The sequence below is a fragment of the Actinomyces sp. genome (genome assembly GCF_030530635.1).
In the GTDB taxonomy this organism is placed as follows: Bacteria; Actinomycetota; Actinomycetes; order Actinomycetales; family Actinomycetaceae; genus Actinomyces.
Genome location: NZ_JAUMUL010000030.1, coordinates 20,055 through 39,602, shown reverse-complemented (window position 1 = coordinate 39,602; position 19,548 = coordinate 20,055). Strand labels below are relative to the sequence as shown.

Here is a 19,548-nt window from a genome sequence, read left to right as displayed (position 1 = left end):
CACAGTACGATTCGTCGACCACAACGTACGAACCGTCAGGCCCGATCCGCCGACACCCACCAAATCCGGCTCTTCCCGTCGAAAGGTGTGGTGGCCGGAGGCTTATCACCCCACCGACACCACCTCCACGCAATCACAACCCTTCCCCTACAATCACGCAGAAAACACGGCAACTTCACAGCGGCGAGCCGCCCCTATGAATAACCCTCAAGGGTGCAAAAGCTAGTAGTAGGTAGCGAGACGCAGCTGTAAGGGGCGAGTCGGTGTCGGCGTGGGGAGTGAAGCGTCCGTTTACTGGCGCAGCTGTGCGGCCACGGCCAGCAGCAGGTCTTCGCGTCCGGTACGGGCCACGAGTTGAACACCGACGGGAAGCCCACCCGCGAAACCCGCGGGAACCGATAGAGCCGGATGCCCCGAGACGTTGAATATCGCCGTATTGGAGACCGTCGGTGTCGATGCGAGCATCGCCGACAACCAGCTTCTTGCGTGCAGATCGTGAGCGCCGCGGGGCAGATCCAGCAGCGTGGGGAGCAGCAGCAGGTCCGCCCGCCCGAAGGCCGCTTCAACGCCCGCACGGATCCGTTCGGAATGACGGAGCGCCGTCCGCACCGCGGCATTGGGAACCAGCGAACCCAGACGCACCGAGGCCCTGGTGTGCCGCTCCAGACGGTCCGGGTGCTCCACCTGCTGTGCCTCGCAGTGCATGCCGGCGAAGTAAAGGGTGAGGAACGGACCGGTCGGTGCCGGCCAGGCCACGCGGGCCTCGCGGACGTCATGGTCCAGGTCCCGCAGGGCGGCGGCGAGGGACCGCATGGACTGGGTGACCGCCGGCGTCGGGCGCGCACCCGGCATGACCGGGTTGCACGCCGAGAGGATGCGCAGTCGAGGTGGCACCACGCCCACGGCGTCACTGAAGCTCCGCTCGGGGGCGTCCAGGCGCCACCGGTCCACCGCCTCATTGCCACTTATGACGTCCATTACCGCCGCCAGGTCGCGGGCCGTGCGGGCGATCGGCCCGAAGCCAGCCAGACCGAACCAGTGCTGGGCCAGTGGGGCCGAGCTGACTCGGCCGCGCGTCGGCTTGAGCCCCAGCACCCCGCAGGCGGAGGCCGGGATGCGCAGGGAACCTCCGCCGTCGGAGCCCATGGCTACCGGTACCGCGCCGGAGGCGACGGCGACGGCGGAGCCGGCCGAGGAGCCGCCGGGGGAGCGGGCCAGGTCCCAGGGGTTTAGGCAGTCCCCGTGATAGGCCGACTCGCCCACCGGGAACTGCCCGAACTCCGGCATATTCGTGCGGCCGACGATGATCGCCCCTGCCTGTCGCAAGCGCCCGACAACGGCGCAGTCCACCGGTGCGGGCGAGCTGTTTGCGCGGCCGCCCAAGGTGGTGACCTCCCCGGCGACGTCGTACTCCTCCTTGACGGCAACCGGTACTCCCGCGAGCGGACCGGCAGCGTCCGGGCCGGTTGTCGTCAGGCGCCGGTCGAGTGCATCCGCCTCCCGACGGGCGGATTCACGCCGTACCACGGTGAAGGCGTTCAGGCGCGGCTCGAGGGAGTCGATTCGCTTGAGTGCGGCGTCGACGGCGGTGCGGGCGGACAGCTGTCCCGCCCGGACGGCGCGAGCGATGCCGACGGCATCGGTGAGATGGTCCATATGTGCCCCCTGGGCGGTTCGACGTGAGGCATATGTTTGCTTATTCCCCGCCCGCCCGTGAGAGAAATAGCCACGGGCGCAGGCCCTGACTATCCGATGAAACGGCGCGATACTGCCGAAACCCGCTGTTTCAGTGAGTGGTTGCACGAGGCCGGCCGAGAGCATGACAACTAGGGTGGACCCCATTCCACTCATTCGAGCCAGTCCGCTACAAGGAGACGCTCATGCCCCGCTATCGCAGCGCTACCTCCACCACCGGCCGCAACATGGCCGGTGCCCGCGCCCTGTGGCGCGCCACCGGCGTGAAGGACTCGGACTTCGGCAAACCGATCATCGCCATTGCCAATTCCTTCACCGAGTTCGTTCCCGGGCATGTGGGCCTGCGGGATGTCGGCCGCGTCGTCGCCGAACAGGTGGAGGCCGCAGGCGGCATCGCCAAGGAGTTCAACACGATCGCCGTCGACGACGGCATCGCCATGGGGCATGACGGCATGCTCTACTCCCTGCCCAGCCGTGAACTGATCGCCGACTCCGTGGAGTACATGGTCAGCGCCCACTGCGCTGACGCCCTGGTGTGCATCTCCAACTGCGACAAGATCACCCCCGGCATGCTCATGGCCTCACTGCGCCTGAACATCCCCACGATCTTTGTGTCCGGCGGTCCCATGGAGTCCGGGAAGATGGTCGCTGCCGACGGCACCACCCGCAAGCTCGACCTGATCGACGCCATGATGGACGCCGCCGACCCCACCGTTCCCGACGAGACCATCTCCGCCATCGAGCGCCTGGCCTGCCCCACCTGCGGCTCCTGCTCGGGCATGTTCACCGCCAACTCCATGAACTGCCTGACCGAGGCGCTCGGGCTCGCGCTGCCCACCAACGGCTCGCTCGTGGCCACTCACGCGGACCGCAAGGCCCTGTTCCAGGAGGCCGGTCGCCGGATCGTTCAGATCACCAAGGCCTACTACGAGGAGGATGACGCCTCCGTCCTGCCACGCTCGATCGCCACCAAGCCGGCCTTCGAGAACGCCATGAGCCTGGACATCGCCATGGGCGGGTCGACCAACACGGTGCTGCACCTGCTGGCCGCCGCCCAGGAGGCCGAGGTCGACTTCAAGATGGCCGATATCGACCGGCTCTCCCGCAAGGTGCCGCACCTGTGCAAGGTGGCTCCCTCCACCAACCTCGTACATGTGGAGGACGTCCACCGTGCAGGCGGCATCATGGGCATCCTCGGCGAGCTCGACCGCGGTGGCCTGCTCGACACCACCACCCGCACCGTGCTGCGCGGCACCCTGGCCGACGAGCTCGACCAGTACGACATCGGCCGCCCCGGCGAGGACGGCGTACGCGACCCGCAGGCGAGCCGCGTGGATGAGGCGATCCGCACCCGCTACCTGGCCGCCCCCGCGGGCGTGCGCACCACCCAGATGTTCTCCCAGAACTCCCGTTGGGAGGCCCTGGACGTGGACCGGGAGAATGGCGCCATCCGCGACATCGCCCACGCCTACTCCGCAGACGGCGGCCTGGCCGTCCTGTTCGGAAACGTCGCGGAGAAGGGCTGCATCGTCAAGACCGCCGGGGTGGATGCCTCGATCCTGACCTTCTCCGGCCCTGCCGTCGTCTTCGAGTCCCAGGAGGAGGCCGTGGACGGCATCCTCGGCGGCAAGGTGAAGGCCGGTGACGTGGTCATCATCTCCCACGAGGGGCCTCGCGGCGGCCCGGGCATGCAGGAGATGCTCTACCCGACCACCTACATCAAGTCCATGCACCTGGGAAAGGAATGTGCGCTGCTCACCGACGGCCGCTTCTCCGGCGGCACCTCCGGACTGTCCATCGGGCATGTCTCCCCGGAGGCGGCCGCGGGCGGACTCATCGGGTTGGTGCGCACCGGCGACCGCATCATCATCGACATCCCCAACCGCTCCATCGAGCTGGATGTGGACGAGGCGGAGATCGCCCGGCGTCGTGCCGAGGAGGAGACTCGCGGGGAGGACGCGTGGACGCCGCACAACCCGCGTCCCCGCCACGTGTCCAAGTCGCTGCGCGCCTATGGCCTGCTCGCCACCAGCGCCGACCTCGGCGCCGTGCGAGACCTCAGCCGGATCCGCGTTCGCTGACGCCTGTCGCATTCGGAACTGACGCAGCTGAGCGGGTGTGCGCGTCCCGCCGTCGTCGGGGGCCGCACCCGCTCAGCGTGTGAGCGCCCAGCATGCGGTGGAGAGTATGCAGGCGACGAGTGCGGGAACGTACTTGCGCGGGTGGCGGATTACTTCGCGCTCGGACTTCCAATCGAGCAGCGGCCAGCGCCATTCCATGAGGACGGCGGCCAGGGCCGCGGATGAAGCCGCGGTGACCACGAAGACGACGTCGCTGCCGAAGTGCGCGAGGGTTGGTTCGGGAGCGAAGACGGCGACGGCTCCGCAGGCCAGGTACAGGGCCGTGAGTTGGAGGGCGTAAACGCATAGCGTGCGCCACGTGCGCGGGCAGGTCTTGACCACGAGCCAGGTGCTCGGATGCCGGGAGAAGTAGGCATTGAGCGGGGTGTTTTGCACCACCATGACGGCCCCGAGCGGCAGCGCGGCACCGTGGTTGTGTAGCACTGCGTTGAACAGCCAGCCGAAGGCGACCAGCGCGGCGGTGTTGATCTGCGTCATCCGGGAGCTCGCCAGCTCACCGAGTATGAGGCTGGAGAGACGCGGTCCGGCTCTGCGCCGTCGTGCGGCGTCGTCAACCACCTCGAAGCCGAGCAGGAAACAGACGGTGCCCTCGACGGCGAGCATCACGGCCGCTGTGAGCGGACTTAGGGCAATGCCAAGGACGATCCCCGCCGCCAATGCGATGAGCGCTCCCAGGCGATGACGGCGCGTGGGGCCGGTCCAGAGCAGGAGGACCAGGGGCGCCATTCCGAGGGCGAGCAGAGTCACCGTGACGGCATTGGGCCAGGTGATGCCTTGAGCCGTGGAGATGAACGCGATCACGGGTAGAACGACTTCAAGGAGCACCACCAGCGAACCGACGAGGTAGGCGGCGCGCGCCAGGTCCTTGGCGGCGATCGGGAACCGCGTCAGGCCCGGCCACCGTTCGCTGTGGACCCAGGTCCAGGCGATTGATGACATGGTTGCCGCCGTGGCCAGGAAGACCCCGGCGGAGGCGACCCGCAGGTTGACCACGACGCCCAGGTGCATGCCAACCCACGCTGCGATCGCCGTCAGGATCAGGCTTGACCATACGGTCCGTTTGCTGAGGAACTCGCCCGCCACGGCCCGAGCTGCCAGAGCGCTAGTTGACGAGGGCTGCGACAGCATCGGAATCCCCAGGAGTGTCGAAGGGGCCGCTGAGCCGGCCCGAGGAGAGTACGTAGAGCCGGGTGGTGCACCGGGTGAAGGACTCGGCGATGTGGGAGCTCAGTAGTACCGCCTGCCCACGTTCGGCGGCGGCGACTATGCAGTGGTAGAGATACTCCGTTGCCGAGAAGTCGAGGAAGTCCACCGGCTCGTCGAGGAACAGGATGTCGGCCGGTGTTTGGAAGACGGCGATGAGCGCGGCCTTCTTTCGGGTGCCGCTGGACAGCTGTCCGAATGGGGTTGACCGATAGCCGCGGAAGTTGAAGCCGTCGATGAGTTCGTCGAGCAGCTGCGGGCGTTCTCGCCGCCCGTAGGCGCGGTCCAGGAAACGAATGAAGGTGTCCAATGACCAGGTGGGGAACGAGGCGTCGTTGGTTAAGGCGAAATAGCGCTGCTGTTTGAATGTGGGCGTATCCGGCCTGCATGCGCGTCCGCGGTACCGCATGGACCGGAGCTCGTAACCGCGGTGCGCGTCGCAGAGCGCCTTGAGCATGGTGGTTTTTCCGGCGCCGTTGACGCCCAGTAACCCCACCGCCTCGCCCGCATCGAGTGTCAGCGAGACATCGGTCAGGACGGGGTCGGAGCGTTTGTACCACGCTCGTAGCCCCTCGACTTCAAAAAAATTCTCCATGGATCTTCCTCCGATTCGGGTGAGATGGAGCTCCCGGTACATTGCATACGGGCTGGAAGATTATCTGCGGGTATTGGGGCAGCGAAAGCATGCGGACGCAATGAAAAGTAGCCCAACAACAAGTGCGACGACGCCCTCAAACACGTTTCCAATGCCGAATCCCAGCACCGCCGCAATAATAGCGACCACCCCTATCGCGCCTCGGAATAAGCGGCGAGAGCGGGAGTGCTCAGAAGAATCTAACGATGACATAAGCGGATCCTCATCCTGTCGAAGTGTAAATCGTGCAGTCAATATGGCGACCGTCTGACAAGATGCAAGCATCGCCGCTTAGCGTGGTGTTTGCGCCGAGCTCTACCATTGATGCGGCGGGCATGGATTCTTGGCCAAAACTGGAGCGAACCCAGGCGCCAACGCACGCCCAAGAGTATAACCCCGCTACCGCGAATAGTCTACAATAAAACGATGCTAATTGTCAAACAGCTAGGCGAGCCTATAACAATACGAAATCGCAATCAACCGCCTCGTAAAAGAAACGCCTCGAAGCCTGTATTGATGGAATCCGCGTCAAGACCGAGATCGAGTACACGATCCATCTCCCTAATGAAGAATGCTGGCTGGGCAAGGAGAGCGTGGTAACGAGCCAATACCGCTTTCCTGAAATCAATACTTTCCCAACGAGGTACGATGCCACGCGGCAATGCGCATTCAAGACGATCGCGAATAAATCGCGTGACGCCGTTCGCACAAGCGCTACTATCCATGCGGCTGCGGCCCTCGACCTGACACGATGGTGGTATGCAAGCATTGACCTTAACTCGAGTAGAGAGCTCGCTGCCGAAATAAAGCTGCGTGGTAACTGCGCCTGATAGGCAAGCTTGCCGAAGAACTCGCGAAAGCTCCTGTGCGGCAGGTATCTCGGACCTGCTGGAATTACGCGTGCCGTAACTCGAACAACACATGTAAACATCATGGGGCGCTCGATGACGGTACTCTGCCTTAACCAAGGGCATTACGCAGTCGAACAGCTTATCGGTAATGTCGACGGCCGCGAAGTCAGCGTAGTTCGATAGGGAGGCCTCTTGCCGAGGCAATATTGAGAGAGTGATCCGACGAGCCGTTGTAACGCCGAATGCGACGACATTCTCTGCGCGAATTCTGTCACGATTCGCTTCCATGATACAGTGTTCTAATAAGTGCGCCTGCTCGACGCTCGTAATATTCTGAACGTCGATATGGATCCTACAAAGCCCGGATACCGGACTCTGGCGTATGTAGGTCCGATTGTCGGAATAGGTCTCGAAATCAAAGTACTGAGTCATGGCTTGTCACAGTAAATAGTAAATGGGTGTTTCGGCCACCGAAGTACTGTGTTACAGTCATCGACTGTTAGATCCCTGAATTCCGCCATGAAGCCCCTCGTTGAATCAAACTGAAGTTTCAATGTAGCGTTCTGAATTGCGCGGTCAAGTGGGCCTGCATAGCGCATGTCAACTTCGGCGGCGGCACAGGCACGAAGAAATCCTTCTTGATCCAGAGGTGCGGTTGTTACCGAATGCACAGTTCTATGGCCGGCGAGGTGAGCAGCGGCCGGGACGAAAACTCCGAAGCACAAGGTGCAAGAGTCGCGAGAAAATGTGGACATGTATGAATATGCAGAACCAGACCGACGAAGGCATGCAATTTCTTCGGTAAAGTAGTCATTGCTCCAAAGTTGTGCTAATGTGAGGCATGCTAGATATGAGCGAAGTCCAAAAGACTCTGGCGCAACAAAACACGCTCCAACCAGGAAATCCTTGTCTCCTGCGTAACATTCTGTGTTTTCAAGTATATCTACATGCTGCCTAGCTTCGAATGGCCAATAGCTATGCCGCGTCAGTTCCGCAGGCCGCCGGAAACATATTACGTCCTCAAAGGACGTTTCAAGCGTATGTTCGAGGTCGTCGTCGCTCGGCATTTCAAGGGAATGGCAGTCATACATCAGACGATCTGCGTACGTTACTACGTCGATAGTCACGCGCAGGTTTTCGGCGAGACCTTCCTTATGTTTTCGCATTAGGCGGTTTATATGTTGACAAAGCGAGTTGTGGATCGTCTCAGTCGCCTGGTATCCGGTTGTTGCGACGAACTCCCAATAACCATGTCTTACTGTTCCAATAACGCCGTGGCTCGTAATTACTTGGTTACGGAATGCTTCGGAGTCAACATTGTTTGCTATCGCTCGGCAGGCATTGCGGAACCATAGTGCTTCACGATAGCCGCCGTGGACCGGTCTGGCGTAAACATAAGCGTTGTTGTATGACAGTATAGCGGAGTCAGTTGGCATCGTGAGGCCTCTTGCGGGAGATTGTGATCGGTTCCGGTTCTCGGCGTACTAACCCGACGAGTGCCTGAAGCTCGTTTTTCCGGATCCATGAGCAATATGCGTTCGCTGGTCGGTTTGCATTCACATTGAGACCCCGTAAATAGCAGTTGTGGCATTCGTAGAAATGATCGCAGTCGCGAGAACAGCCATTCGCTTCAGATGGTGCGGGAATACTCTCGAGAGCCCGGTGTAAAGGAGTTTCCAGAATCGATGACAGACTGTCGTCTCTGACGTTCTTTAGCTTATTGCTTGTTGGGAATAGAGGACATGGGCGGACGGTGCCATCGGCGCCGATAGATACACTGCTGGTTCCGGCACCACAGTTTCGCCGCGTGTTACTCAACTCTTCACCCTTGAATATTGGTATGAGTCGCCGGTATTTTTCAATCACCGTAGACACGTATTTCGAGTAACCCGGATCGAAGTTCGCTGATTGCTGCTTCTTGACGGCCTCGCCTCGCCCAAATCCTTCTACGAAATTGAAGCTGAACGCTCTCGCTCCGAGAGATATCGCGAGTTGGGCTAGTTCGTCAAGTTGCCACATATTGTCTTCTACAATTACTGACGACATCCTGACGAGGATTCCATTAGACGCTAGAGTGCGGATTGTCCTGGTCGATCGTTCGTATGCTGTACGGCCGCCACGCATGCGGTTATGTAAGTCCGGACGTGCGGAATCGATGGAGATGCTTACGGTAACTTGGCTACGGTGTTGCTTCAGGAGGTCTATGGCAGCCTGCGGGAAGACGGTTCCGTTGGTGAGGAGCCCGACGCTCGGAAAACGGTTGCAAGCGTATGCTAGGATTTCAATCGCGTACGGGTGGAGGAAAAACTCGCCACCGGTCAAGGACACGGCTACTACACCGTGTTCTTTGAAGTCGTCCAAGAGATCTGTAATCTCTCGGTAGTCAAGGCGGTCACGTTTGTCGGGGCCGGCGCATAGGTAGCAGAAGGAACATCGCAAATTACATGCGTTTGTCACCTCGATTGAGACGTGCGATGGGTAGATGTCATCGCCGGTACCGACGACGGTTAAGGGAATGTGGTTGGAGTGCCGACCGACTCTTAAGATTCCGCGTTCGATCATGTTGTCGACGAAGGCGGTGACCCAAGGGCGTGACTGTATTTCGTCAAGAGCGTTTGAGTCGCAAAGTTCTTTGACGACTTCGTTGATGTTTCGGTTGCCATCGATGGCCTGCAGGATCAGCTTGCCGGCTAGATTGATTTCACACTTGATGTGGCCGAATACATTTCCTTCAGGGTTGTCAGCTATGAGCCAGTATCCGTCTCGATGCTGATGTAGGATTGTGTGTGTTGAGATTGTGATTGGCTCAGTCTGGGAGTTTATCGTCATGATTGCGTTCCTGTCAGGGAGTTGTGAGCGCGGCCCGAACTCGAGTCTCGTCAGACGTGAGTGATCGCTGGTGTCATGTGCGACGCTAGAACGCGCCTGCGATGAGGGCCACTCCGACTACTTCGGCGTCCGGGAATGGTCCATCTGCGAGGCATCCTGCTCCGATTGCACAGAAGGAGCATTCCTTCCATTCGAGTACGGTTGCTGGTTCGATCGTCATGTCACACCTCCTCCGTATGGTGGAACGTGCAGAAATTCAGGGTTGGTCTGGCAGAGGTTCAGGCCGCGCTCGGTATCGAGCGTATCGCTGTGTGGACATGTATGCAAGGAGTGTGTGGATTCAATTCAAGATTCGAGACGTCATGTGTTCGGATTGTGAGATATGGGTTGCGTTGTTGGGAGCCTGTTGGTGATCAGCGTGGTTTAGCTTGCTCCTCGGTCGGTTCCCCTAATCGGCTATCACCATCCGGTCGTGTCCCTTAGGGTGGTGTAGCCGCCGGTGGTTGGTTGCTCGCACGGAGTGTGTGGGTGCGGTCACCGTGTGGTCCTTCGAGGAATCTCCTACAACCCACTCGAAAGGACATCTACCACGATGACCGCTCCTCATATTGTCGACCCAGCCACCGTCCTAGAGGAAGCCCTTGGGCAGGCCTCGCCGAATCTGATGCGCAGCCTGCTGCAGACCATGATCAACGCGCTTGTGAGCGCGGACGCGGACGCGGTGTGCGGCGCCGAGTACGGCCGTCCCAGTTCCGAGCGCGTTGCCCGGCGTAATGGTTACCGGCACCGGCCCCTGGACACCAGGGTCGGAACCATTGACGTGGCGATCCCAAAGCTTCGCTCGGGCACTTACTTCCCCGAGTGGCTGCTGGGGCGCCGCAAGCGCTCGGAGAGCGCACTGATAACGGTGGTCGCCGACGCCTACCTGGCCGGGGTGTCCACCCGCAGGATGGACAAACTGGTGGGGACCTTGGGCATCAACTCACTGTCTAAGTCTCAGGTCTCCCGCATGGCCGAGCAGCTAGACGAGCAGGTCGCCGCCTTCCGGCACCGGCCCCTGGGACAGGCGGGCCCGTTCACGTTCGTGGCTGCTGACGCCCTGACGATTGACAGGTGCGTGAGAACGGGCGCGTGGTGAACGCGGTCTGCCTGACCGCCACGGGCGTCAACCATGACGGTCACCGTGAGGTCTTGGGACTGCGGGTCGCCACATCCGAGACCGGCACCGCATGGAATGAGTTCTTCGCCGACCTGGTGGCCCGCGGCCTGTCCGGGGTCAAGCTGGTCACCACGCGGCGCCCATACGGGCCTGGTTGAGGCGATAGCCGCGAACCTGCCCGGGGCCTCCTGGCAGCGGTGCCGCACCCACTACAAGGCCAACCTCATGGATATCACCACTAAGAGCGCCTGGCCGGCGGCCCGAGGCCATGCTGCACTCGGTGTACGACCAGCCCGACGCCCAGGCGGTACAGGCACAGATGCGGCCGGCTGCTGAAATACACCCGTGAGCCCTTACCCGACGTCTTTGACCACCTGGACGCCGCCCGGGCCGACCTGCTGGCATTCACCGCCTTCCCCACCGACGTGTGGCGCCAGATCTGGACCCGACAACCCCCAGGAGCGCCTGAACAAGGAGATACGCCGACGTACCGACACCGTCGGCATCTTTCCCCATCGTGATGCCATCACTCGCCTGGTCGGCGCCGTCCTGGCCGAGCAGACCGACGAATGGGCAGAAGGCCGCCGCTACTTCTCCCTGGAAGTCCTCAAACGCTGCCAACAAGACCCCGACACCGACACCAGCACCAACTCACAGGAGCCCAAGCAACTAACCACCACACAACACACCTGACACCCGGCTTAAGGAAGGACCCGAATCGTTACACCACCACACAGGACTTGACCCACCATCCGCCCGCCACCACGGGTGACAACACCCCGGATCGTCGAATGATAGGCGCGGGACATCATGCCGACAGGGGCTGGCCTGACCCCGGACCACGTTGAACCACCAACAAGGTAACAAGGCTAGTGTCGGTTTCAGAGCGTGGTCACTCCCGGCAAGCAGTTGCCGATGCCGTTGTCGACCGTCGGGCCGGGCGCTGGCCGTGCTTGCGGCAGCAAGCAGGGTGTGTGGGGCCGGGCGCTCCGCATGCGCGCTTGGGTCGTGAGGCGGGGCGACGTTGTGTTGGTGTCCGTGGACGGGGGTGTCTACTACGCCGGTTAGGTGTCTGTTGAGGGTGTCTGGAGCCTTCAGCAGAGTTCAAACCGGCGTAGTAGACGCCGAAGGAGCGTACCCAACGCCATCCCACGGCCTCACACTCCGGCACCTTCACGCCGCCCCGCCCCGAAGGCCCGCACCGCCATCTCGGCACGTAACTTCTACCGATTTCGGCACGTAAGATCAACCGACTTCGGTGACGGGGGGGGAGTTCGCGGGCTCGGCGGGGTCAGCGGGCCAGGAAGAAGCGGGCGGAGGGGTCGTCCGTCTCCTCGTGGTAGGCGTAGCCGAGCCGGTCCATGTGCTTGGTCAGCTCGGCATCGTCCGGGCCGGCCTCGAATGCCGTCAGGATGCGCCCGTAGTCGGCGCCGTCGGTGCGGTAATGGAAGAGTGTGATGTTCCAGCGGGACCCCAGGATCTCCAGGAACCGGGTAAGCGCCCCGGGCGACTCGGGGAACTCGAAGCTGAACAGCCGCTCCACCAGGCCCTCAGGTGCGCGGCCGCCGATCATGGAACGAACGTGCACCTTGGCGAGTTCGTCCTCGGTCAGGTCCACCACGCCATAGCCGGCGGCCTCCAGGTCGGCGACGATCTCCCGGCGCTCGGTCCGGCCGCGGGTCAGGCGCACGCCGACGAAGATACGGGCCGGCGCCTCCGGGGGCGCCGAGGCGGACAACCGGTAGTTGAACTCGGTGACGGCCCGGCCGCCCAGCACGGAGGCGAAGCGCAGAAACTCGCCCTGCACCTCCGGGATGGTAACGCCCAGGATGGCCTCGCGTCGCTCGCCGATCTCGGCGCGTTCGGAGATGTAGCGCAACTGGTGGAAGTTCAGGTTCGCTCCCGACAACACGCAGGCCAGCCGCTCCCCGGACAGGGCGTGGGTGTCCACATACTGTTTCAACCCCGCCAGGGCGACGGCGCCGCTCGGTTCGGGCACGGCCCGCAGGTCCTCGAACAGGTCTCGTACGGCGGCGGAGACCTCGTCTGAGGAGACGGTGACGACGTCGTCGAGTAGCTGCGCGCACAGGCGGAAGGTCTCATCACCGATGCGCCGCACAGCCACACCTTCGGCGAACAGGCCGACGTGCTCCAGCGTGACCGGCTCGCCGGCGGCCAGGGCGGCGCTCAGGCAGGCGGATTCCCCATGCTCGACTCCGATCACCTGCACCTGCGGCATGAGTTGCTTGATCAACACGGCGATGCCGGAGACCAGGCCGCCCCCGCCCACGGGCACGAAAACGCGGTCCAAGTCGGCGTCCTGCTGGATCATCTCCAAACCGATGGTGCCCTGGCCGGCGATCACGCGGGGATCGTCGAAGGGGGCGATGTAGGTCAGCCCCTCGACACCCGCCAGGCGTAGCGCCTCCGCCTTGGCGGCGTCGAAGTTGTCCCCTCTCAACGCCACTTCGCCGCCCAGGGCGCGCACCGCATCCACCTTGATGCGGGGGGTGACGGTGGGCATGACGATCAGTGCGCGCACCCCCAGCAGGGAGGCGGAGCGGGCGACCCCCTGGGCGTGGTTGCCGGCGGAGGCGGTGACCACGCCGCGCTCGCGCTCTGCGTCCGACAGGGACCGCATGGCGTTGTAGGCGCCGCGGATCTTGAAGGAGTGGACCGACTGCAGGTCCTCACGCTTGACCTCCACCGTGTTGGCCAGGCGGGCGGACAGGGCGGGCATGGTCTGCAAGGGCGTGTGTTCGGCGGCCTCGTAGACGGGGGCGCGCAGGATCTCCCGCAGGTAGCGGGCGCCTTCCCAGGGGGCGTTGTGGTCTGCGTGGTTTCCGTTGCTTCCGGCATCGCTCACGCGCTCAGCCTAACCGGGGTCAGGACTTGGAACCCCACGCCGTTTTAAAAGTCTAAGCGATTAATATGGGCAAGATCATAGTTTCTACTATATGTGAGCTGGGATGTATGGCCTAGAGTCCGGTCTGTTTGATTCACTTCCAACTGTGCTTTCAAGGAGTGCACCATGACCAAGATCGCCGTGATCACCGGTTCCGTCCGCCCCGCCTCCGTGGGCGGGCCCGTCGCTCAGTGGGTCGCCGACAAGGCCAACACCGTCGATGGCGTGCAGGCCGAGGTCCTTGAACTCGCCTCCTTCAACCTGCCGGTCTTCGCCGAGGAGCTGCCCCCGATGATGGCCCCCGCCAAGGACCCTGCTGCGGTGAAGTGGAACGACGCCCTGGCCGCATACGACGCCTACATCTTCGTCACACCGGAGTACAACCACTCCGTCCCCGGTGCGCTGAAGAACGCGATCGACTTCATCACCCCGTCCGTGCTGGCCAACAAGGCCGTCGGGCTGGTCGGCTACTCCTTCTCCGCCGGACACCGCCCAATCGAGGCGCTGCGCCTGATCCTGGCGAACTTCACCGCCGGCGTGGTCGGGCCGCAGGTCAACCTGCATCTGGCCACCGATTTCGAGAACATGTCCAGCTTCGCCCCGGCCGCCTTCCACGACGCCGAGGTGCCCGCGATGGTCCAGGCCATAGTCGCCCAGGACCGGGCCCTGGCCACGCTGCGCTGAATCCGTCTCACGCCGCTCATACATGCGGGAGCCCGCCACCTGGCAAGGTGGCGGGCTCCCGCGCCCATTTGGGCCTTGAGTCAGGCCTTGAGACCGGTGTTCGGCTGCCTGCGTGGGACCTTCAGGCCAACTTGAGCTTGCGGTAGCGGTTGACCGCGGCCGCCACATCCACCATGCGCGGGCGCACCAGGAAGGCCGGACGGCGGTCCAGGGCGTCCAGACCCTCATCGTCCAGCAGTGCGTCCAGGTCCTCCAGGCACTGTGCCAGGCTCGAGTCCCCGTCGAAGCGCTGCTCCAGCAGTGCCCGCAGCGCGTAGGCCACAGCCTCGGCCTGGCCGGACTCCACAACGCCGGCCACATCGGAGATGTCGATGTCCTCCCGGTCCAGCGTGAGGGAGTCGGTGCCCCGCGAGCGCGTGCGCACCGGGCCGCGCTGGGTGCGCTGCGAGGGCAGCGGTACCCGCGGGGACTGCATGGGGAAGTCGGCCAACGCCGTCGTCTCCCGGGGCTGCGCCGCAGCCACCTCGGCGGCCTGCTCGGTGGCGTCGTGCAACACGTAGGAGTCCAGCAGCAGCACCCGGTCGGCCACATCCAGGTAGTCTCCGGAGCCGCCCATCACCAGCACCGTGGACACGCCGGCCTCCGCCAGCGCCCCCACCCGGTCCACGAATGGGGTGATCGGCTCCTGGTCGTCAGCCACCAGCGTGCGCATGCGGGAATCGCGGATCAGCAGGTTGGTGGCGGAGGTGTCCTCATCCAGAAGCAGGGCGGAGGTCCCCGCCTCGATCGACTCCACGATCGAGGCGGCCTGCGAGGTCGAGCCCGAGGCGTTGGTGGTGGTGAAGGAGACGGTGTCCCGGTCCCCGGGCAGGTGGGAGATGAAGGGGGTCAGGTCGACGCCGGTCACCGCCCGCCCATCGGCGGCCCGTACCTTGACGGCGTCCGGAACTGTGGCCACCAGCTCGCGCCCGTCACCGGGGATGTGGGGGTAGACGCCGCGCTCGATCGCGCTCAGCAGTGTGGACTTGCCGTGGTAGCCGCCGCCGACGACGAGGGTGACCCCGGAGCCGATTGCGGTACCGCGGACCTCGCCCGCGTGCGGCAGGGTCACGGTGGCGGCCAGCGAGTCCGGTGCGGTCAGTGCGATGGCGCCCTCCTCCATGGGGGCGTCGCTGACACCGGAGCGGCGCGGCAGAATCGAGTCGTCCGCGAGGAAGGACACCCAGCCGTTGTCGACCACCGCCTGAGTCAGGGCACGGTGGTCCTCCAGGGCGGCGACGTGCTCCAACAGACGCGTGGCCCGCTCACCGGTCAGGTCCAGGGCCGCGTTGACCTCGCGGGTCAGGTCGTGGCTGAAGATGTTGGCGGCCTCCCGCCCGCGGATGGAGCGGCCACGGGCCGGCAGTGCCACCCGGGCGCGAATCTCGATGACGATGGCAGGTGGCGCGTCGACCTCGCCCCTAGCGGCGATATTCGAGGCGGCGGTGGGCACGTCCGCGGCGCCGGCATCCTCAGCGTCCGCGGCTAAGGCGGCGTCCTCGGCCTCTGCGCCTAAGGTGGCGGACGCGGGGGAGGAGGCCGACTCCGCGGCCGGTTCCGCCTCGGACTCGGAGTCCTCGCTCAGGTCGGCCGGCCGGGTGGAGCCGATGGCAGCGGCGAATGCGTCAGCCGCCGTGTCCTCCGCCTGGCCCGGGGCGGTGCCCTCATCGGCGGGAGGCGCTGTGACGGCAGCGGTGGCGTCGGGTTCGGTATCGCCGTGCGGCGCGCCTTCGGCATCTGCGTCGGCAGCGGCGTCCTCATCAGTCTCGGTGAGTGCCGTGAAGAGGTCCACGACCGCGCCGTCCTGCTGATCCGAGGTGCGCGAGTCCTTATCATCCGCGGTATCGGTCGGGCTACCCACGGCCTCGTCCTGATCGCCGTCGGAAGGCGCGGAGACGATAACTGAGCAGCGCTCGAGGATCTCCTGCCCCGGTGAGGCGATCGACAGGTTGGTGCCGCGGAAGCCCTGGTGCAGTTCGCGCGTTAGGAAGTCGCCGACCGCGATGCGGCGGTCACGGGTGGAGGTCAGCTCCGCGTCCTGCAGCAGTTTCAGACCAGGCAGATCGGCAGGAGCCTGGATGCGGATACGCGTGGGCGGGGCGTAGGGGTCGGGCTGAACGTAGTCGACGTGCAGCATCCAGCCCTCGGGGGCGCGGTAGCGGCCGATGGTGTCGCGGTAGGCGCCGTAGGGGCGGTTGTCCAGCACGTGCAGGTAGTCCACCAGGTCGGCGAGCGTCCCCTCGCGCGGGCCCTTCTCATGCCGGCGGCCCTCGCGCCGGTAGTCGCGCCCCCGGCCGTTCCGGTCGTAGCCATGGTCTCGGCGGTCCCGGTCGTAGCCCCGATCCCGACCATAGCCGCGGTCGCCGTCGCGCCGGTCACCGTAACCGCGGTTGTCCCGTTCGTATCCCCGGTTGCCGCGTTCATAGCCGCCGCGGCGGTCGCCGTAACCGCGGTCCTCACGGTTGTCCCGGTAGCTGCGGTCACCGTAACCGCGGTTGCCCCGGTCATAGCCGCCACGGCGATCGCCGAAGTCGCGGTCCCGGTCGTAGCTGCGGCCGCCGCGGTTGCCCCGGTCGCGGTCGTATCCCCGGCCGCGGTCATCCCGGTAGCCGCCCCGGTCATACCCCCGGCCGTTTCCCCTGTCATATCGGTCGCGACGGTTGCCGCGATCGCCGTAGCCGCGGCCGTCTGCATAGTCACTGCGCTCAGTCATGCCCTGATATTGGCACACTTCCGGTGCGACTCCCGACGCGTGTGCGGCTTCCGGCGGGTCGCGGCGGCCGGGTGTGGATGGGGATGGTGGGTCCCGGGAATACGCGCTGAGCGCGTCGGGCGGACCGAGGCGGGTGCGCAGTCCCATGCCAACAGGGTGGGGCACGCGCCCGTCCGGCTTACGAGGTGTTGCCGGAACCCATAGGGTTGCCCCATGACGCTCCTGTTCGCCCCGTCGACGTCTCTCCGAGTCCCGACTGCTGCGGGGACTGTCGCAGCCGCCCCTGCGGTTGGGGGCCTGGCCTCTGCCTCGTTGGCGGTCTCCGCGTCCTGGTCCGGCTTCGCGCCCGCCGTCACCGGCTTCGCCACGGGGCTGGGGTTGATCGTGGCCATCGGCGCGCAGAACGCCTGGGTGCTGCGCCAGGGGGTGCGGCGGGAGCACGTGGGGCTGGTGGTGGCCATCTGCGCGCTCAGCGACCTGGCACTGATCGCTATTGGCACCGGCGGGATCGGCGCGGTTGCGCGCCTGGCGCCGTGGGCGCTGGAGGTACTGCGCTGGGGCGGCGTGCTTTACCTGCTCGGCTTCGCGATCTCCAGCTTCCGCTCGGCCATGCGCCCGGGCGCGCTTGAGCAGGAACAGGCGCGCCCGGCGTCGTCGGTGGCGCTGACCACCTTGGCGTTGACCTGGCTGAATCCGCACGTCTACCTCGACACCGTGCTGATGCTGGGCACGGTGACAAACGGCTTCGGGGCGGCCCGATGGATGGCCGCGGCCGGCGCCGGGACGGCGTCGATCCTGTGGTTCACGGCGCTGGGCCTGGGGGCGCGGGCGCTGTCCGGGCCGCTGTCCAGCCCGCGCACCTGGCGGGTGCTGGACGTGCTGGTCGGCCTGGTCATGCTGGGGGTGGCACTCCACCTGGCCCTGGGCTCCTGACCGGCGCGGCCGCGTCGCTCGTCCGCCCCCACTCACCGAGGTCGGTAGATGTTACGTGCCGAGGTCGGTACTTATGGCGGGCCCGGGCGGCCCGAACCCGCTACACGCGGCGTACTTGAGCGCTTGCCCGCCGGCTCCTACACCGCCTCGGGCGGCAGCACCTCCGTCTGTGCGGGCACGTTCACAATCCCCACCGGGCAGGTGATCCCGTTGGGGCCGTGGTTGCAGTAGCCGTCGGGGTTCTTCTCCAGGTAGCCCTGATGGTAGTCCTCCGCCAGGTAGAAGGGGCCGCCGAAATCGGCGTACAGCTCGCTGGCCGGGGCGATCGTGGTCACGCAGGTACCGCGACCCAGCCGGGTCAGCTCCCTCTGAAAGGCGGTGCGGATCGCCAGGGCGGCGTTGGCCTGTGCCGACGTCGTCGTCCACACCGCCGAGCGGTACTGGGTGCCGATGTCGTTGCCGTGCCTGTTCAGCTGCGTGGAGTCGTGGTTCTCCCAGAAGGTGCGCAGCAGGCTCTCCCCGCCCTGCCCGCACACGGTCGGGTCGTAGGCCACGCGCACCGTCTCGGCGTGACCGGTGGCGCCGGTGCACACCTCCCGGTAGGTGGCATTGGGGGTGGTGCCGCCCATATAGCCGACGGCGGTTGCCACCACGCCGGGCTGGCGCCACAGGAAGCGCTCCACGCCCCAGAAGCAGCCGCCCGCCAGGTAGATGACCTGAGTGCCCTCGGGCCACGGTCCGTCCAGCGGCGTGCCCAGGACTACATGCTCGCCCGGGCTTGGCAGAAGGGTGGTCTCCCGGCCGGGAATCTGAGGATTGCGGGACGGGCGGGGCGTCGTCGTGCCTGACTGTGCGGATACTGCCATGGAGGCGAAGCTACTCGAGCGAACTGGGCGAGCACAGGACGTCCCAGGGGTGTACGCCGGGAGCGTAGGCGCGGAAAACGACGGAATAGGGCGGATACCCGCGTAACGAGCGAACTGGGGCGGGACGCCTCCCGGGAAGGGGCGCGCCCCGTTCCCACCGCGATGGCCGGGAACGGGGCGCGAGACCGATGCGCGGCGGCGAGTCAGAGAGCCTTGACGTCGACGATCTCGGCAGTGATCTCCCTGCCATTGGGTGCGTTGTAGCTGACGGTGTCACCGGCGCGGTGGCCCATGAGGGCGCGGCCCAGGGGGGCATCGGGGGAGAATACCTTCACGCCCTCGGGGACGTCCGCGGTGATCTCCTGACCGCCCAGGGCAAAGGTCTGCTCGCGGCCCGCCACCTTCGCGGTGACCACGGTTCCCGCGGTTACGGAGCCGTCGAAGGCGGCGGTGCCAACCTGCGCGTTCTCCAGCATCTCGGTCAGCGTGGCGATGCGGGCCTCGTTGAGGGAGGCCTCTTCGCGGGCGGCGTGGTAGCCGGCGTTCTCCCGCAGGTCGCCCTCCTGGCGGGCGGCCTCAACGCGCTGGGCGATCGCTTTGCGCTCCGCACCCTTGCGGTGTTCGAGCTCCTCGGTGAGGCGGTCGTACGCCTCCTGAGTGAGCCAGGTGCCCTGCGGTTCGGTGGTCTCGTCTGCCATGGTTTCTCCTTACGAATGGGCCATGCAGCCCTCAGGTGCTGTTCGGGTATAAAGGACGAGTCTATACGTTCTACCCCGATCGCGCCCCGAAGGCTAAGGCCGGCATGACGGATCGACGAGTCCCACCACGTGCCGGGCGAGTCCGCCCTGGCCGGAGGTGTCCGGGCTCTGCGCGATGACGCTAACCCGTTTGGAGCG

At 64.9% G+C, this 19,548-nt stretch carries 13 protein-coding genes and 1 pseudogene; 4 read left to right on the top strand and 10 right to left on the bottom strand.

Going from position 1 to position 19,548, the window contains the following annotated elements:
* Window positions 1-291: 291 nt before the first annotated feature.
* On the bottom strand, window positions 292-1,656 hold the full coding sequence (locus Q4A20_RS08445) for an amidase (RefSeq protein ID WP_303122275.1): 1,365 nt from the start codon (window positions 1,654-1,656) through the stop codon (window positions 292-294).
* 224 nt (window positions 1,657-1,880) lie between these two features.
* On the opposite strand from Q4A20_RS08445, the gene ilvD reads away from it, so the two are divergent.
* Window positions 1,881-3,776, top strand: coding sequence for a dihydroxy-acid dehydratase (gene ilvD / locus Q4A20_RS08440; protein ID WP_303122274.1), 1,896 nt, complete (start codon window positions 1,881-1,883; stop codon window positions 3,774-3,776).
* Between the two features lie 72 nt (window positions 3,777-3,848).
* Here the strand turns inward: ilvD and Q4A20_RS08435 are convergent, their stop codons facing one another.
* From Q4A20_RS08435 to Q4A20_RS08415, 5 genes are all read right to left on the bottom strand, one after another.
* The gene (locus tag Q4A20_RS08435) at window positions 3,849-4,964 is read right to left on the bottom strand and encodes a hypothetical protein (protein WP_303122273.1); all 1,116 of its coding nucleotides are present in this window, start codon (window positions 4,962-4,964) and stop codon (window positions 3,849-3,851) included.
* Window positions 4,939-5,634, bottom strand: coding sequence for an ATP-binding cassette domain-containing protein (locus tag Q4A20_RS08430; RefSeq protein WP_303122272.1), 696 nt, complete (start codon window positions 5,632-5,634; stop codon window positions 4,939-4,941). The genes Q4A20_RS08435 and Q4A20_RS08430 overlap by 26 nt, the downstream gene beginning before the upstream one ends.
* Window positions 5,635-6,149: 515 nt before the next feature.
* Window positions 6,150-6,956: a hypothetical protein gene (locus tag Q4A20_RS08425; protein WP_303122271.1), complete on the bottom strand. Its 807-nt coding sequence runs from the start codon at window positions 6,954-6,956 to the stop codon at window positions 6,150-6,152.
* Window positions 6,957-7,949: 993 nt separating this feature from the next.
* A complete protein-coding gene (locus Q4A20_RS08420) occupies window positions 7,950-9,353 on the bottom strand; it encodes a radical SAM protein (RefSeq protein ID WP_303122270.1) in 1,404 nt (467 codons plus the stop codon).
* 85 nt (window positions 9,354-9,438) lie between these two features.
* Window positions 9,439-9,573, bottom strand: coding sequence for a subtilosin A family bacteriocin (locus Q4A20_RS08415; protein WP_303122269.1), 135 nt, complete (start codon window positions 9,571-9,573; stop codon window positions 9,439-9,441).
* A gap of 372 nt (window positions 9,574-9,945) precedes the next feature.
* Here Q4A20_RS08415 and Q4A20_RS08410 point away from each other — a divergent pair.
* Window positions 9,946-11,205: pseudogene (locus tag Q4A20_RS08410) on the top strand (IS256 family transposase).
* A 598-nt stretch (window positions 11,206-11,803) separates the two neighbouring features.
* Here the strand turns inward: Q4A20_RS08410 and ilvA are convergent.
* Window positions 11,804-13,378 (bottom strand): threonine ammonia-lyase, biosynthetic, encoded by a 1,575-nt coding sequence (ilvA, locus tag Q4A20_RS08405; RefSeq protein ID WP_303122268.1) that lies wholly within the window; start codon window positions 13,376-13,378, stop codon window positions 11,804-11,806.
* Window positions 13,379-13,543: 165 nt separating this feature from the next.
* Here ilvA and Q4A20_RS08400 point away from each other — a divergent pair, with 165 nt between their 5' ends.
* Window positions 13,544-14,101, top strand: coding sequence for an NADPH-dependent FMN reductase (locus Q4A20_RS08400; RefSeq protein WP_303122267.1), 558 nt, complete (start codon window positions 13,544-13,546; stop codon window positions 14,099-14,101).
* Between the two features lie 121 nt (window positions 14,102-14,222).
* Here the strand turns inward: Q4A20_RS08400 and Q4A20_RS08395 are convergent, their stop codons facing one another.
* Window positions 14,223-16,853: a P-loop domain-containing protein gene (locus tag Q4A20_RS08395; RefSeq protein ID WP_303122266.1), complete on the bottom strand. Its 2,631-nt coding sequence runs from the start codon at window positions 16,851-16,853 to the stop codon at window positions 14,223-14,225.
* Between the two features lie 213 nt (window positions 16,854-17,066).
* Here Q4A20_RS08395 and Q4A20_RS08390 point away from each other — a divergent pair, with 213 nt between their 5' ends.
* Window positions 17,067-17,786: a LysE/ArgO family amino acid transporter gene (locus Q4A20_RS08390; RefSeq protein ID WP_303122265.1), complete on the top strand. Its 720-nt coding sequence runs from the start codon at window positions 17,067-17,069 to the stop codon at window positions 17,784-17,786.
* Window positions 17,787-17,923: 137 nt separating this feature from the next.
* Here Q4A20_RS08390 and msrA read toward each other — a convergent pair whose 3' ends face one another.
* Entirely contained in the window at window positions 17,924-18,652 is a 729-nt protein-coding gene (gene msrA / locus Q4A20_RS08385) for a peptide-methionine (S)-S-oxide reductase MsrA (protein ID WP_303122264.1), read from the bottom strand.
* A gap of 203 nt (window positions 18,653-18,855) precedes the next feature.
* Window positions 18,856-19,350, bottom strand: a complete 495-nt coding sequence (locus Q4A20_RS08380; protein ID WP_303122262.1) for a transcription elongation factor GreA — start codon at window positions 19,348-19,350, stop codon at window positions 18,856-18,858.
* Window positions 19,351-19,548 lie beyond the last annotated feature (198 nt).